Genomic DNA, 14,928 nt, shown 5'->3' on the forward strand with positions numbered 1-14,928 from the left:
TCTCTGAGCGGCTCGGCGCGTACTTCCCCGCCGCGCTGCGCATCGTCCTCCCCGTCGACGCGCACCCCCTCCGTCAGGAGATCCTCGCCACCGAGATCGTGAACGACATCTTCGCCCGCGGCGGGCTCTCGTACGCGTACCGGCTGCGCGAGGAGACGGGGGCCGGGCCCGCGGATGTGGTGCGCGCGTTCGTCATCACGTCGGAAGTGTTCGGGCTCGCGGAACTCTGGTCCGACATCGCCGCGGCGAAGCTGCCACCGGCGACGGAGTACGAACTGGTCGTCGAGGCCCGCAGGCTGCTCGACCGGGCGTCGCGGTGGTTCCTCGCCAACCGTCGTCAGCCGCTGTCGGTGGACGCCGAGATCGACGATTTCCGGCGCCACGTCCACACGCATTCCGGCGACGTCGGCGGATGGCTCCGCGGCGCGGAGGTGCTGGCGATGGAGGACACGCGTCGCTCCTACGACGAGGCGGGCGTCGAGACGTCCATCGCCCGGCGTATCGCGGACGGCCTCTACCGCTTCAGCCTGCTCGACATCGTGGACGTCGCCCGCGAACTGGAGCACGACGTCGCCGAGGTGGCGCCGCTCTACTTCGCACTCTCCGATCACCTCGGCGTGGATCGATGGCTCATCAAGGTGTCGGCGCTTCCGCGGGGCGGGCGGTGGCACACCCTCGCCCGGGTGGCGCTGCGGGACGACCTGTACCGCTCCGTCCGCCTCCTGACCCGGGACGTACTGTCGTCGGGGGCGCCCGGCGATGCGCCGGACTCCCGGATTCTGCTGTGGGAGAGTACGAATCGAGCGAGGATCGAGCGCGCTCGCCGGACGCTGTCGGAGATCGACGCCGCGTCCACCCCCGATCTCGCGTCGCTGTCGGTCGCGGCCAATGCGCTTCGCGCCTGTGAGTACTTATTAACGTCGGGCGGTTAATAAGTACTCACGGGCGCGAAGCGCACGACGACGCCGGGGCGCAGGAGGGCGGGGGGAGTGCGTTCGGCATCCCAGATCGGTTCGTCGGTGGTGCCGATGAGTTGCCAGCCGCCGGGCGAGCTGCGGGGATAGATTCCCGTGAACTCCCCGCCCAGAGCCACGGTCCCGGCGGGGACGGAGGTCCGAGGCGTCGAGCGGCGCGGCACGTGCAGCTCGGGTGCGCCGCCGGTGAGGTAACCGAAACCCGGGGCGAAGCCGCAGAACGCCACCGTCCACGGTGTTCCGGTGTGTGCGGCGACGACGCCGTCGACACCGAGACCGGTCAGCTCGGCCACGTCCTCGAGGTCGGGACCGTCGTAGCGCACCCCTATCCGGATCTCGTCCGGGGAATCCTCGGCGACCGTCTCCTCCGGTTCCGTGGTCCGCACCCACTTGGCGACGCGGTCGCGGCTGGTCGCGCCGTGGTCGAACCGCACCAGGATGGTCCGCGCCGCCGGGATCACCTCCACGACCCCGGGTGGCCGGGAGTCGTCCAGCGCACGAAAATGCGCGAGCACGGTGCCGAGGTCCTCGAATTCGGCGAGGACCGCGCTTTCTCCGACGTCGAGGATGCGCATCACACGAACGGCTCCACCGTGATGCCCTCGGTGTCGAGCAACGACCGGATGGCGGTGGCCATCTCGACGGCTGCGGGCGTATCGCCGTGGACGCAGACGGATTCGGCGGTGACCGTGAGGGCCGTGCCGTCGACCGCTTCGAGGGTGTGATCGACGACGAGTCTGCGGACCCGTTCGGCCACCACCGCGGGATCGTGCAGGACGGCCCCGTCCGTCGTGCGTGGCACCAGCGTCCCCTCGGGCGTGTACGCGCGGTCGGCGAACGCCTCGGTGACCGTCCGCAGTCCGGCCTTCTCGGCCTCCTCGAGGAACACGGAACCGGGCAGACCGAGGACGGGCAGCGTCGGGTCGTATGAGTGGACCGCCGCGACCACCGCGCGGGCTTGCTCGCGGTGGTGGACGATCGCGTTGTACAGCGCGCCGTGCGGTTTCACGTACGCCACCGCGGAGCCGGAAACCTGGGCGAGACCGTCGAGGGCGCCGATCTGATAGACGATGTCGGCCGTCAGGTCACGCGGCGCGACGTCGATGAACCGGCGCCCGAACCCGGCGAGATCGTGGTAGCCGACCTGCGCGCCGATCCGGACCGTCAGCTCGGACGCCGCCGAACAGGTGGCCGACAGGGTCGTGGGATCGCCCGCATGAAAACCGCAGGCCACGTTGGCGCTGGTCACGAGCTTCAGCATCGCCAGGTCGTCGCCGAGGGTCCAGGCGCCGTAGCTCTCACCGAGGTCGCTGTTCAGATCGATTATCGGCACATATTCGATACTAGGGTTCCGAGTGCCGTCTTGTAGATTCTCTCGCGGGGGCGGGCGGAACCGGTGAGGGTCCTGCTGCGTCAGAACAATTGACCGTGCGTGGTGGCCCGCGCCATCGGAGGGGGAAACGTGACCGACCCGGCATACATCAAGGATCCCGAGAACTTTCACTCGGACCAGTGGGATCATGCGAGGATCGCGAGCGCCGTCGCCGGCATGAATGTCGAGCACGTCAGCGGCATCGCACGAGCCTGGGCCGAACTGGGGACGACGGCCCACGACGCGATCGTCGAGTTCAGCGACGCGATCAAGAAGACGATCAGCGAGAGCTGGCACGGTGCTGCCGCGTCGGCGGCCTACGGCGAGACCGAGCGGTACTCGACCTCCGCGCCGCAGGCGCAGCAGCAACTTCACGGAGTGGCGGACGCGCTGACGCCGCTGGCGGAGACGGTCGCGTCGCTTCGGTCGCAGGTTCCCGAAACCATCGGCACCGGACTGTGGGACAAGTTGACGCCCTGGGACACGGACACCGAAGACGAGTACTACCGGCGCGAGGGCGAAGCGCGCGAGAAGATGGCCACGATCTACAACCCCGGACTCGCGACGTCGGACGGCAACGTCCCGTCGTTCACGAAACCGGAGAGCATCGTCGACGTTCCCTCGGGTCCGGCCGGGCCCGGTGGCGACTACCCGAGCGGCGCCCCGAGTTCGAGCGACCGGCTCGGCGGACCGAGCGCCGGGCAGCCCTCTCTTGGCGACGCGCCCGTGAGCGACCCTTCCGCCGAGCCCGGTGTGGACGGCGCGCCCGCTGCGGACGGCACGCAGCAGAATGCGGCAACCGCGCCGTCGGCTGCCACCACACCGGCGACGACGGCCCCGGCCTCGGCGTCGGGGGATCAGGCGCAGAGCCGGACGGGCATGCCTTCCACCGCCGATTCGTCCTCGGGTGCCGGCTCGCGATCCGCAGGTGTGGGTGGGGCTTCCGGTGGCGGCGGACTGGGAGTCGGCGGACTCGGCGGTGGCGTCGGTGCCGGGAATCAGCCGGGGGCCGTGGCCCGGCCCGGCACCGCACCCGGGGTTCCGGGGGCCAACGCCGGAGGTCGCGCGGGTGCCGGGATGCGGGGCACCGGCCCGATGGGTGGGGGAATGATGGGCGGCGGAGGACCTGCCAAGGGCGGCGGCGAGGACAAGGAACACAAGACGCCCGACTACCTGATCACCCTCGACAACGGCAACGAATTGATCGGCAAACTGCCCCTCGTCTCGCCACCGGTGATCGGCGCATGAACATGCGCAACTGGCGGCTGCGTCCCGAACTGTTCGACGCCCTGTGGGCCGGCGCAGGGCAGGACCGCATCCCGTACCCGTTCCGGATCGTGAGCGCGCACCCCGGGCTCAATGCCTATGTCGCCGAGCAGAACCGGATACGCGAAGCGTTCGCGGGAGCCGAACACGACGATGTGAGGTCGGCGTTGGGTGTGCTCGCCGAGCCCGAGGTGTATGTCGAGATCTCCGGTTCGGCCGCCGACGAGATCCCGATCCGCATCATCGGTGCGCAGCACCGGCAGTGGGGGGTGATCGCGTCGCAACTCCCCGGCCGGGCACCGCAGATCGGTGGCGACGTGGTCATCGGCGCCGGTGCGGCCGGGCGGCTGGGCGCCCAACTGATCGGGCTGATCCCGCAGAACGCCGCCGGCCGACGCCGATTCCAGCGGCGCGACGAACAGGACACCCACTTCTCTCAGGGAATCCTGCAGCAGGTCAATCGGGCGGCTCCCGCCCCGCGACTCGAATCCGCTGTGCAGAAGGGCTACGCGGGTCGCGGGAAGATCCGCGTCTTCCGCGGCCCCCGCTACGGCACCGGCAGGGACGTCGGCGTCATGCACTGGATCGACATCGCCGGCGACGGACGCTACGCGATCGGACCACACGACCCATCCGCTGCGCACCCGGCAGGCCCCGAACAATTCGTATCCTCGCTCGACACCCTGATCAGGGTCGGTACCACTCCTCGAGCGGGGTCGGTCGGTGCCCGCGGTTGGTAGATTGCCACGCGCCGGCGATTGCACAGGTGGGGACACAGCACGACACACGGAGGGGACACCGACATGGCGGGGCCAGAAGCACCGGAAGCCGGATGGAAGGCTTTCACCGAGAACATCACCGGGGGAGGCAGGCTCGAACTCGACCCCGCCGGCATAGAGCAGTGCATCAAGCTGTGCCAGGAGCATGCGGAGGATATGCGCGCCTTCGCCCGCCGCGCGCGAAATGACCTTCGAGCCCTGGACCTCGGTATCGGCGAAAAGGACATCGAATCAGCGAAGGACCTTGCTCGGAAATTCGACGAGAAGGCAATCGGCGGCAGCGAGAACATTGATTCCGGGAACACTGCAGTCGGGTTATTCCTCGCCCATGAGGCATATGCACTCGACATGAAGTCGATGTTCGAAGCGACACTCACAAGGTATCGGGAGCAAGACGCGGCGTTCACCGGGAACCTGAATCAGACGGGACAGGAACTGTGATCCATGATCGCAAGTTCCTCGTGTCCGTCTGCATCTTCTCGGCTGTCTTCGCACTCAGTGGGTGCAATCAAGAAGTAGCGGCTCCGCCGGGCCAGCAGCCGAAACCTGAGATTACGTTCCACCCGTGCGACGGTCTCCCACCAGACGCGATCCGCGCTGTCGGTCTGGATGTGAGGCCGCCGGAGCGCGACGACACCGACAATCCCCGAGCTCTCGGCTGTGGGTATTTGTCGAACGATCCTAATTACGGCATCACCGTCGCCGCGCGTGCCGAGACATTTGAAGATATCGAGTCGAGCGACCGCTTCGACGTCCTGAGTGAGACCGAGATCGGCGGGCGGCGTGCTCTGGTGTCGGATTTCCGCGGCGGTAGTGCGTGCACGGTGTCGGTGGCGATCGAGCCGGGGATTCTGGAGTTCATGATCGGGTACAGCGAGTTGGAGGATTTCACGACCGTCGACGCGGCGTGCGATCAGGCGACGAAGGTGGCTACGGCGTTGGCGCCGTATTTCCCCGACCACCTGTAGGGCGGCTCAGTGCGTGTGTGCGTGGGTGGGGGTGATGCGTCCCGCGTTCTTGCGTCGTGAGGATCCGCTGAGCCGGCACACGAGGTAGATGACGAACGAGATCGTGGTGACGAAGCTCGATACGGGCACTCCGGGTGCGAGGGACAGCAGGATGCCGCCGACGGCGGCGAGTTCGGCGAACACGATCGACAGGATCGTCGCCTTGAGTGGGCTGGCGGTGACGTAGGCGGCCGCCGCGGCGGGGGTGATGAGCAGTGCCATCACCAGCAGTGCCCCGACGATCTGGACGCCGAGGGCGGCTGTGATGCCGACGAGGACGGCGAACACGATCGACAGCGCACGCACCGGGACGCCGCGGGCTTCGGCGACGTCGGGGTCGGTGCTCGCGAACAGGAGGGGGCGGTAGATGAGGCCGAGGACCCCGATGACCAGGACGGCGCAGAGCAGCAGGAGCTGGAGTCCGCTGTCTCCGGGCGCCACGATCTGGCCGATCAGCAGCGAGAAACTGGTGCCGGTGCGCCCTTGGTACGACCAGATGAACAGCACCGACAGACCGAGCCCGAACGCCATGATCACGCCGATGACCGAGTCACGGTCGCGGGCCTTCGCGCCGAGCAGCCCGAACAGGACCGCCGCGACCACCGACCCGGCGATGGCGCCGGCCCCGACGCTGACTCCGATGAGCAGGGCCGCCGACGCACCGGTCAGCGACAGCTCGCTCGTGCCGTGCACGGCGAACGACATCTGCCTGCTCACGATCAGCGGGCCGATGGCTCCTGCCAGCAGGCCGAGGATGGCGCCTGCGATCAGCGCTTGCTGGACGAAGTCGTACTGCAGGAGGTCGACGGTGGCCGAGACGTCGAACATGTGCGACATCGCGTCGGTGAATTTGTTGCTCATGCGTGTCCCTCGTCCGTGTGGTGCACACCCTCACCGGGGCGGAGGCCGCCCGCGCTGCCGAGCGCGTCGATGGCGTCGCCGGTGCCGATGACGACGAGGCGGCCGCGTACGTGCAGCACCTCGACGTCGGTGCGGTACAGCTCGGACAGCACCTCCGACGTCATGACCTCTTCGGGTTTGCCGATGCGGAACTGTCCGTCGACGAGGTAGAGCACGCGGTCGACGAGGGGGAGGATCGGGTTGATCTCGTGGGTGACGAACAGCACCGCGGTGTCGTGGGTGCGGCGCCGCCGGTCGATGAGTCCCGACACGAGATTCTGGTTGGCCAGGTCGAGGCTGAGCAGCGGTTCGTCGCACAGCAGGATCTGGGGGTTGCCGACGAGGGCCTGCGCGATTCGCAGTCGTTGCTGCTCACCGCCGGACATGGAACCGATCGGGGCGTCCGCGTAGTTCTGGGCGCCGACTTCGCTGATGGCCGCGTCGACGATCGCCCGGCGCCGGCCTCGCCGGAGGATGCCGGTTCCCCACTGGTGGCCGTCGACGCCGAGGCCGACGAGGTCGCGGCCCCGCAGCGGCAGCCCGTCGTCGAGCGACTTCTGCTGGGGGATGTACCCGACGTGCGAATTGCCCTTCCGCGCCGGGGATCCGGCGATGCGCGCGGTACCGGAGCTGAGGGCGAGCTGGCCGAGCAGCACCTTCAGCAGCGACGTCTTGCCCGACCCGTTGGGTCCGAGGACGGCGACGAATTCGCCGGGTTCCACGGTGAGGTCGAGGTCCTGCCAGAGTGTGCGTTCGCCGAAGGACAGTCGCGCCCCCGTCAATTCCAGTGCGGGGACGCGACCGTTGCCGGCGTTCTTCGAAGTGGGTTCTGTCACAAGCCGATCAGTTCTATTGCAGAGCCGCAGCAAGCGACTCGGCGGTGTTGGTCTGCCACTGAATGTAGTCCAGGCCTTCGGGCAGGGTTTCGGTCACCTCGACGACGGGGATGCCCGCAGACTCGGCCGTGGCCCGCACGTCCTGGGTGACCCGGTCCTGCGTCTGCACGTTGTAGACGAGGGCCTGCACCTGCTTGTCGGTGAGCAGCTGTCGTGTCGCGGCGATGGCGGCGGGTGCGGGGTCGTTGCCGTTCTCGATGGCGCTCGTGAAGTCGGGCGGGGTGACGTCCTTCAGGCCCGCGGACTGCAGCAGGTAGTAGGCGATCGGTTCGGTCTGGGCGACGGGTGCGTCCTTGTGCGCTGCCGCGATGCCGTCGGTGATCGCGGAGATCTGCTCGAGCTGACCGTGGAAGGTGGCGGCGTTGGCCTTGTAGGCGTCGGCGTTGTCGGGGTCGAGTTGGCCGAGCTTGTCCGCGATGGACTGCGCGGTGGCGTCGACGGTGTCGACGTCGAACCAGACGTGCTCGTTCACGTCGCCGTGGTCGTGGCCCTCGTGCGAGTCGCCGCCCTCGGAATGCTCGTTCTCGCCTGCGTGCGCGCCGCCCTCGAGGAGGTCGAACGCGTTGACGGTGAGCTGGTCGCTGTTGCCGGTGCCGATGATGTCGTCGACGAAGTGGTCGTACCCGCCGCCGTTGTAGACGATCAGGGAGGCGTCGGTGAGCTTGGCGGCGTCGGTGGGGCTCGCCTCGAACGAGTGCGGGTCGGACGACGGTTCGGTGATGATCGAGGTGACGTCCACCTTGTCGCCGGCGACGGCCTGCGCGACGCTGCCCCACACGTTCGTCGACGCGACGACGGTCAGCGTGCCGTCACCGGTCGTGTCGGAGCCGCACGCGGTGAGGGTGAGGGCGGCGGCGAACGACAGCCCGACGGCCGCCGTGGCGGCACGAAAACCTGAGAAAGCGCGCACAGAAAACTCCTGACCGAAGACGAACGCTAAACGCTATTGGAAACCGTTACCGTTGCACTTTAGCGGATAGGTCCTGGTAGTGCACTTTCGGTGCAGCCCCGACGCGCCCGAACGCGGGCCAGGTACTAACGTCCCCCTATGCCCAGGTCTCGACAGCCTCGTCGCCAAGCCACGCTGGCGTCGCTCGCGGCCGAGCTCAATATTTCGCGAACGACGGTGTCCAACGCGTACAACCGGCCGGATCAACTCTCCGCGGAACTCCGCGAGCGGGTGCTGCAGGCGGCCAAGCGCCGCGGCTATCCCGGCCCGGACCCGGTGGCACGATCCCTGCGCACCCGCAAGGCCGGTGCCGTGGGACTGCTGCTCACCGAGGCTCTCAGCTATTCCTTCCGCGACCCCGCCGCGATGAGCTTTCTGTCCGGATTGGCCGAGTCGTGCGAGGCGGCCGGGCAGGGTCTGTTGCTGATTCCGGCGGGCCCGGGTCGCGAGGAGGCGGACGCCGCCGCGGTCGTGCAGCAGGCGGGCGTCGACGGGTTCGTCGTGTACTCGGTGGCGGACGACGACCCCTACCTCGCGGCGGTGTGCGAGCGTCACCTGCCGATGGTCGTGTGCGATCAGCCGCGGGAAATCCCGGGGGCGTCGCTCGTCGGGATCGACGACCGCGGCGCGATGCGGGGCCTCGCCGACTATCTGATCGGGCTCGGCCACCGCGACATCGGCGTGCTGAGTATGAGGCTGGGGCGCGACCGCTCGGACGGGGTCGCCGACGCCGAGCGTCTGCGCTCACCGAACTTCCACGTCCAGCGCGAACGCATCGAGGGAGTGCGCGACGCCATGTCCGACGCCGGCCTGGACCCTCGGACGCTGACCGTCGTCGAGCGGTTCGAGCACACCGGGAAGTCGGGGCACGCCGCTGCCGCGCAGGCGCTCGGCGTGAATCCGCGGATCACCGCACTCGTGTGCACCACCGACGTCCTCGCGCTCGGCGCGCTGGACTGGGCGCGCTGGCAGGGCATCGACGTGCCCGGCCGGCTGTCGATCACCGGATTCGACGGAGTCGACGACGCACTGCGTGAGGGCCTGACCACCGTGCGGCAACCGCAGGAGGAGAAGGGTCGCCGGGCAGGTGCCCTGCTCATGTCCCCGTCGCACTCCGGTGTCGCGACCGTCGAGATGCTCGAGACCGAACTGCTGCGGGGTTCGACGGCCGGGCCCGCCAAGCGCTGACCCGGCCATCCCATACGCGCTAGGCCAGGAGCTGAGCGCAGCGCAGCAGTCCCAGGTGGCTGTACGCCTGTGGGTGGTTGCCCAGCGACCGCTCGGCGACGGGGTCGTACTCCTCGCTGAGCAGTCCGGTCGGGCCGGCGGCGTCGACCAGTTGCGCGAACAAGGCCTCGGCCTGTGACCGCTGACCGATCAGCAGGTACGCCTCGACCAGCCACGCAGCGCAGAGGTGGAACCCGCCCTCGGTTCCGGGCAGCCCGTCGTCGTGGTGGTACCGGTACACGGTCGAGCCGCTGCGCAGTTCCGCCTCGGTGGCCGTGACGGTGGCGGCGAACTTCTCGTCCGACGGGTCGATCAGCCCGGACAGTCCGATGTACAGGGTGGCGGCGTCGAGGTCGGTGCCGTCGTAGGCGGCGGTGTACGAGCGGACCTCGTCCTTCCAGCCCTTCTCGCGCACCTCCTCGGCGATCTTGTCGCGCAACGACGTCCAGCCGGGCTCGACGTCGCGGCCGAAGTGCTCGGCCAGCGCCACCGCACGGTCGACGGTGACCCAGCCCATCACCTTGGAGTACACGTGGTGACGCGGGTTGTCGCGGATCTCCCAGATGCCGTGGTCGGGTTCGAACCAGCGGCGTTCGACGGCCTCGACCATGGCGCAGACCAGTTCCCAGTCGCGGTCGTTGAGCGCCACCTCGACGCCCTGCTTCTCGCGGGCGTGGGACAGGTCGTGGATGAGTTCGACGATGGGTCCGAACACGTCGAGTTGCACCTGCTGGTTGGCCGCGTTGCCGATGCGGACCGGCCGCGAGCCCGCGTAGCCGGGCAGCGAGTCGATGACGGCCTCGGGCGGCAGACCGCCACCGTGCAGCGTGTAGAGGGGGTGCAGGCGTTCGGGGCCGGGCAGCGTCTCGAGGACGTCGTGCACCCAGTCGAGGTAGCCCTCGGCCTCGCTGAGGGAGCCGAGGCTGACGAGCGCGGACGCGGTGAGCGCCGCGTCGCGCAGCCAGCAGTAGCGGTAGTCCCAGTTGCGGACGCCGCCGATCTCCTCGGGCAGCGAGGTGGTGGCGGCCGCCATGATCGCTCCGGAGTCGACGTGCACCAGACCGCGGAGGGTGAGGGCGGAGCGCTTCATCAGGTCAGGTTTGAGCGTGGGCAGGATGAGGCTCTTCGCCCAGTCCGACCAATACGATTCGGCCAGCGCGCGACGCTCCTCCTCGGGAGTCTCCGACGGTCCGAGTTCTTCGGTGCCGCACCGCAATTCCAGGACGACGTCGCCGCCGGACGGGTCGACGACGGCATGCGCGGTCTGCTGGTTGCCGTCGGACGTGACGTTCCACTGCACGCCGGGGGAGCGCAGCACGATCGGCTCGTTGGTGCCGTGCACCCGCAGTCCCTCGGAGACCGCCTCCAGGATGACCTGGCCCTGCCCGAACTCGGGCCGCGGTGCGAACGTCACGACGGCGGCGGCCTGCCCGCTGATCACCCGGGTCAGGTCGGTGCGGCCCTGGCGGACGTCGTGCGGCAGGTAGTCGGTGACGGAGAGGCTGGCCCACCGTGTCTGCACGGTCATGGTGCTGTCGATGTAGCGCTGGCTCAGCGGCAGCGCGCTCCGGTGCGGGCCGACGCTGAAGTGGCCGGCTTCCGGTCCGCCGAGCAGATGCGCGAACACGGACGCCGAGTCGGGTTCGGGATGACACAGCCAGGTGAGGGTCGCGTCGGGGGTGACGAGGGCGACGGTCCGCGGGCTGGCGAGCATGGTGAGGCGCTCGATCGGCGGGGCGTGTGCCCCGGACAGCCAGGTGCGGCGCTCCTCGAGCAGGAACGCGAGGGCCGCGGCCACGTCTTCGGTGGTCGACACCCGGAACTCGGCGAGGCTGTCGCCGGGGCCCACCTTCACGCCGAGGTCGGGGCCTTGGAGACGCGCGAATGCCTTCTCGTCGGTGACGTCGTCGCCGACGAAGACGGCTGCCGTCGCACCGTCCTGGTGGCGGATCAGGTCGAGCGCGTGGCCCTTGTCGGTGGCGACGACGGCCAGTTCGATGACGGACTTGCCCTCGGTGATTTGCACGCCCACGCGCTGTCCGGCATCGGCGCGCACCGCGGCCAGGGCCAGGGCGCCTTCCTCGGCGTCGGCGTTGCGGACGTGGAGGGCGACGCTCGCCGGTTTCGCCTCCACCGACGTACCGGCGTGCAGCGTGGCGATCCGGGTGAGTTCCTCGGTGAGCTCACCGAGAAGTTTCTTGGCGTCGGCGTCGATCGCATGGATGAATCCGATGTCGAATTCCGAGCCGTGGCTGCCGACCAGTTGCACCTCGGCGGGCAGCCGCGACAGCGCGGCGAGGTCCTTGAGTGCGCGGCCCGAGATCACGGCCGCCGTCGTTCCGGCGAGGCTGGCCAGGGCGCGGAGAGCGCGCACCGATTCGGCGTGGGGGAACGCCTTCTCGGGGTCGGAGACGATGGGGGCCATCGTGCCGTCGTAATCGGAAGCGACGAGCAGGCGAGGGGTCCGCGCAACCCTCGAGAGGGCACGACGAAGTTCGATGGGCAGATCATGGGCGCTCACATGTTCAAATCTAGGGGATGTGACGGCTGTGAGCGCGTTGTCGGCCGGGGCTGTGCCCCGATCGCKTCCTACTCGGGTCTGCGGCTTCCGTCACCGAGCAGCAGTTCGACGGTGAGTTCGAGGCGATTCGCGACATCGGTCGCGGACGAGCGGCGGGTGAGCCAGGCCACCAGGTTCGACAGCCACACGTCGGAGATGACGCGGGCGACCGCCAACTGGTCTTCGGTGGGCTCGGTGTCCGTCATCGCGCGGGCGAACAGGCGGTCCATCAGCTTGCCCACCTGATCGACCTCGGCGGCGGCAGACGCGTCGGCGAACATGAAGGCACGCGTCATGGCCTCGGTCAGCAGTGGGTCGCGCTGCATGGCCCGGGTGATCTGGCTGAGGATCAGCTGCATCCGCTCGAGCGGGTTCCGGCCCGGCGGGTTCTTTCCCCGCGAGTCGATCCGCTCGAACTCGCGGGCGAGCGCCGACACCAGCAGGTGCACCTTGGACGGGAAGTAGCGGTACAGCGTCCCCACGGCGACGTCGGCGCGTTCGGCGACGGCCCGCATCTGCACGGCTTCGTATCCGCCCTTGGAGGCCAGGGCCAGGGTCGCGTCGAGGATTCGCTTGCGCCGTTCCTTCTGCGCGTTGGAACTGAGATCGTCCTCGCCCAGCGTCGCCGCAGCGACCGTCGTGGACCGTGATCGAGAGCTGGTCGTCATTACCTGTTTTCCTTCGCGCCTTGACTCATGGCCAGGTGTCATATTAGAACACGTTCTAGACGAATGTGTCATTCAGGAGAGGCGGATACCCGTTGTGACAATCGCCACCACCGAAGAACAGAAGGCTGCAGCGGGTTCGATCCAGGCTTGGGCGCGGTCCACGGACCCGCTGGTCACAGTACGGCAAGGACCAGCAGATTCGTGGCGGACGTCGTGGCCGTCCTTCGCCTCGCTCGGAATTTTCTCGGTCGCCGTGCCCGACGAGGTCGGTGGGTCGGGAGCGGAGATCGTCGATCTCGCCGCGATGCTCGAACAGGCCGCGACCGAACTCGTCCCGGGTCCTGTTCTCTCGACCGCTCTCGCCGCTCTCATCGTCGGCCGAAGCTCCGGCGCCGCCGCGAAACGGTGGTCCGAGGAACTCGCGGACGGCGCGATGCCGTGCGCGGTGGCTCTCGGCAGCAACTCCCCGGTGAACGCGACGCTCGGGGCCGACGGCGGGCTGACGGTCACCGGCGACGCGGGCTTCGTGATCGGCGGTGACACGGGTGTGTCCGTGCTGCTTCCCGCCGACGCGGGCGACGGCGTCGTGTGGTGTCTGATCGACAGCGAAGCCGACGGCCTGGACATCACGGTCGCCGACACGATCGACAAGAGCCGACCTCTCGCGCGGGTGCGCTGCGAGGGTGTGGCGGTGGCGGCCGACCGGGTGGTCACCGGCGTGCGGGACGGGCTCGTGCCCGACCTCGCGGCGACTCTCGCGGCCGCGGAGGCATCCGGAATCGCGGCCTGGTGTCTGCGAACGGCGGTGGAGTACGCCAAGATTCGCGAGCAGTTCGGCAAACCGATCGGATCGTTCCAGGCGATCAAGCATCTGTGCGCGGAGATGCTGTGCCGCGTCGAACAAGCCGGTGCGGCGGCGTGGGATGCGGCCGTGGCGGCGGAGGACGCGTGGGACGCGGACTGCGGGGAGCTGCCGATCGCGGCCGCGGTCGCGGCGTCGCTTACGCTCGACGCCGCCGTCGAGACCGCCAAGGACTGCATCCAGGTGCTCGGCGGGATCGGCTTCACCTGGGAACACGACGCGCACTTCTACCTCCGCCGGGCGACGTCGCTGCGGCAGCTGCTCGGCGGCTCCACCCGCTGGCGGGCGCGGGTCACCGAACTGACGCGGACCGGTGCTCGCAGGCACCTGTCGATCGACCTGACCGGGCTCGACGACGAACGGGCGCAGATCCGCGCCGAAATCGCCGAGCTTGTGGCGCGGCCGGAGTCGGAGCGACGCGCGGCCCTCGCGGAATCGGGCTACCTGGCCCCGCACTGGCCCGCACCCTACGGGCGGGGTGCGCGGGCCGCCGAACAGATCCTGATCGAGGAGGAGCTGGCGGCCGCCGGGATCGGCAGGCCCGACCTCGTGATCGGCTGGTGGGCCGTGCCCACGATCCTCGAGCACGGCAGCGCCGAGCAGATCGAGCGCTTCGCCACCCCGACGTTGCGCGGCGAGATCATCTGGTGCCAGCTGTTCAGCGAACCCGGCGCCGGCTCCGACCTGGCGGCGCTGCGGACGTCCGCGGAGAAGGTGGACGGCGGGTGGCGGCTGAACGGTCAGAAGGTCTGGACGTCGAGGGCGCAGGAAGCGGACTGGGCAATCTGCCTGGCCCGCACCGACCGGGACGCGCCCAAACACAAGGGCATCAGCTACTTCCTCGTCGACATGACGAGCCCCGGCATCACCATCTCGCCGCTGCGCGAGATCACCGGCGACGCCCTGTTCAACGAGGTGTATCTCGAGGACGTGTTCGTACCGGACGAGCTGGTGGTCGGGAATCTCGGCGACGGCTGGAAGCTGGCCCGAACCACGTTGGCGAACGAGCGGGTCGCGATGGGCGGAGGCTCCTCGCTCGGTGCGGCGATGGAGGAACTGCTCGCGCTCGCGGGGGACGGCGACCCCGTGACCGACGACAGACTCGGGCATCTCATCGGCAATGCGCTCGTCGGCTCGCAGCTCGAACTGCGCACCACCCTCCGGCAGCTGGACGGTCAGGACCCCGGACCGGAATCGAGTGTCCGCAAGCTGGTCGGTGTCCGCCAGCGGCAGGCGGTCGCGGAATTCGCGATGGAACTCGGTGGCGTGGACGGCTGGGTGGAGGGTCCGCTGGCGCGGGAGTTCCTCAACACACGCTGCCTGTCGATTGCGGGCGGAACGACGCAGATCCTGCTGACGGTCGCGGCCGAGCGCATTCTCGGACTGCCGCGGGGCTGAGCCGCGTCGCGATGGTCTTTCGCGAGGTCCGGGATGGTGATACAACTAGAACACGTTCTAAATTGAAAGT

The 14,928-nt window shown here is 69.0% G+C and carries 13 protein-coding genes and 1 pseudogene; 7 read left to right on the top strand and 7 right to left on the bottom strand.

Features of this window, described 5'->3' with window-relative positions; genetic code table 11:
* Positions 1-932 (top strand): annotated as a pseudogene (locus tag AC1D1G_RS10225) (NAD-glutamate dehydrogenase domain-containing protein); the annotation flags it as partial.
* Here AC1D1G_RS10225 and pxpB read toward each other — a convergent pair.
* Both pxpB and AC1D1G_RS10235 read right to left on the bottom strand, forming a co-directional pair.
* Complete coding sequence (gene pxpB / locus AC1D1G_RS10230) at positions 929-1,549, bottom strand: 5-oxoprolinase subunit PxpB (RefSeq protein ID WP_283354321.1); 621 nt, start codon at positions 1,547-1,549, stop codon at positions 929-931. The pseudogene AC1D1G_RS10225 and the gene pxpB sit on opposite strands and share 4 nt — an antisense overlap.
* Entirely contained in the window at positions 1,549-2,307 is a 759-nt protein-coding gene (locus AC1D1G_RS10235) for a LamB/YcsF family protein (RefSeq protein ID WP_477951938.1), read from the bottom strand. Before AC1D1G_RS10235 ends, pxpB begins: the two co-directional genes overlap by 1 nt.
* Positions 2,308-2,436: 129 nt before the next feature.
* On the opposite strand from AC1D1G_RS10235, the gene AC1D1G_RS10240 reads away from it, so the two are divergent.
* The 4 genes from AC1D1G_RS10240 to AC1D1G_RS10255 all read left to right on the top strand — a co-directional run bounded on the left by AC1D1G_RS10240 (position 2,437) and on the right by AC1D1G_RS10255 (position 5,359).
* Complete coding sequence (locus AC1D1G_RS10240) at positions 2,437-3,594, top strand: hypothetical protein (protein WP_477951939.1); 1,158 nt, start codon at positions 2,437-2,439, stop codon at positions 3,592-3,594.
* On the top strand, positions 3,591-4,352 hold the full coding sequence (locus AC1D1G_RS10245; protein WP_477951940.1) for an ESX secretion-associated protein EspG: 762 nt from the start codon (positions 3,591-3,593) through the stop codon (positions 4,350-4,352). The genes AC1D1G_RS10240 and AC1D1G_RS10245 overlap by 4 nt, the downstream gene beginning before the upstream one ends.
* Before the next feature lie 63 nt (positions 4,353-4,415).
* Positions 4,416-4,832: a hypothetical protein gene (locus tag AC1D1G_RS10250; RefSeq protein ID WP_477951941.1), complete on the top strand. Its 417-nt coding sequence runs from the start codon at positions 4,416-4,418 to the stop codon at positions 4,830-4,832.
* Complete coding sequence (locus AC1D1G_RS10255; protein ID WP_477951942.1) at positions 4,829-5,359, top strand: DUF3558 domain-containing protein; 531 nt, start codon at positions 4,829-4,831, stop codon at positions 5,357-5,359. Before AC1D1G_RS10250 ends, AC1D1G_RS10255 begins: the two co-directional genes overlap by 4 nt.
* A gap of 6 nt (positions 5,360-5,365) precedes the next feature.
* Here AC1D1G_RS10255 and AC1D1G_RS10260 read toward each other — a convergent pair whose 3' ends face one another.
* Genes AC1D1G_RS10260 through AC1D1G_RS10270 form a run of 3 tightly spaced genes read right to left on the bottom strand, consistent with a single transcriptional unit; the run spans position 5,366 to position 8,104 of the window.
* A complete protein-coding gene (locus AC1D1G_RS10260; protein ID WP_005566094.1) occupies positions 5,366-6,259 on the bottom strand; it encodes a metal ABC transporter permease in 894 nt (297 codons plus the stop codon).
* Complete coding sequence (locus AC1D1G_RS10265; protein ID WP_061043582.1) at positions 6,256-7,134, bottom strand: metal ABC transporter ATP-binding protein; 879 nt, start codon at positions 7,132-7,134, stop codon at positions 6,256-6,258. Before AC1D1G_RS10265 ends, AC1D1G_RS10260 begins: the two co-directional genes overlap by 4 nt.
* Positions 7,135-7,147: 13 nt before the next feature.
* Positions 7,148-8,104 (bottom strand): metal ABC transporter solute-binding protein, Zn/Mn family, encoded by a 957-nt coding sequence (locus tag AC1D1G_RS10270; protein ID WP_283334927.1) that lies wholly within the window; start codon positions 8,102-8,104, stop codon positions 7,148-7,150.
* Positions 8,105-8,242: 138 nt separating this feature from the next.
* Here AC1D1G_RS10270 and AC1D1G_RS10275 point away from each other — a divergent pair, with 138 nt between their 5' ends.
* A complete protein-coding gene (locus AC1D1G_RS10275; protein ID WP_283334926.1) occupies positions 8,243-9,331 on the top strand; it encodes a LacI family DNA-binding transcriptional regulator in 1,089 nt (362 codons plus the stop codon).
* Positions 9,332-9,350: 19 nt separating this feature from the next.
* Here AC1D1G_RS10275 and otsB read toward each other — a convergent pair whose 3' ends face one another.
* Together otsB and kstR are read right to left on the bottom strand one after the other, a co-directional pair.
* Positions 9,351-11,891 (bottom strand): trehalose-phosphatase, encoded by a 2,541-nt coding sequence (gene otsB / locus AC1D1G_RS10280; protein ID WP_283334925.1) that lies wholly within the window; start codon positions 11,889-11,891, stop codon positions 9,351-9,353.
* A gap of 68 nt (positions 11,892-11,959) precedes the next feature.
* Positions 11,960-12,598, bottom strand: a complete 639-nt coding sequence (kstR, locus tag AC1D1G_RS10285; protein ID WP_005566090.1) for a cholesterol catabolism transcriptional regulator KstR — start codon at positions 12,596-12,598, stop codon at positions 11,960-11,962.
* A 94-nt stretch (positions 12,599-12,692) separates the two neighbouring features.
* On the opposite strand from kstR, the gene AC1D1G_RS10290 reads away from it, so the two are divergent.
* Complete coding sequence (locus AC1D1G_RS10290) at positions 12,693-14,858, top strand: acyl-CoA dehydrogenase family protein (RefSeq protein ID WP_283334924.1); 2,166 nt, start codon at positions 12,693-12,695, stop codon at positions 14,856-14,858.
* Positions 14,859-14,928: the final 70 nt, after the last annotated feature.

This window comes from Rhodococcus sp. P3_B8, from assembly GCF_056402775.1.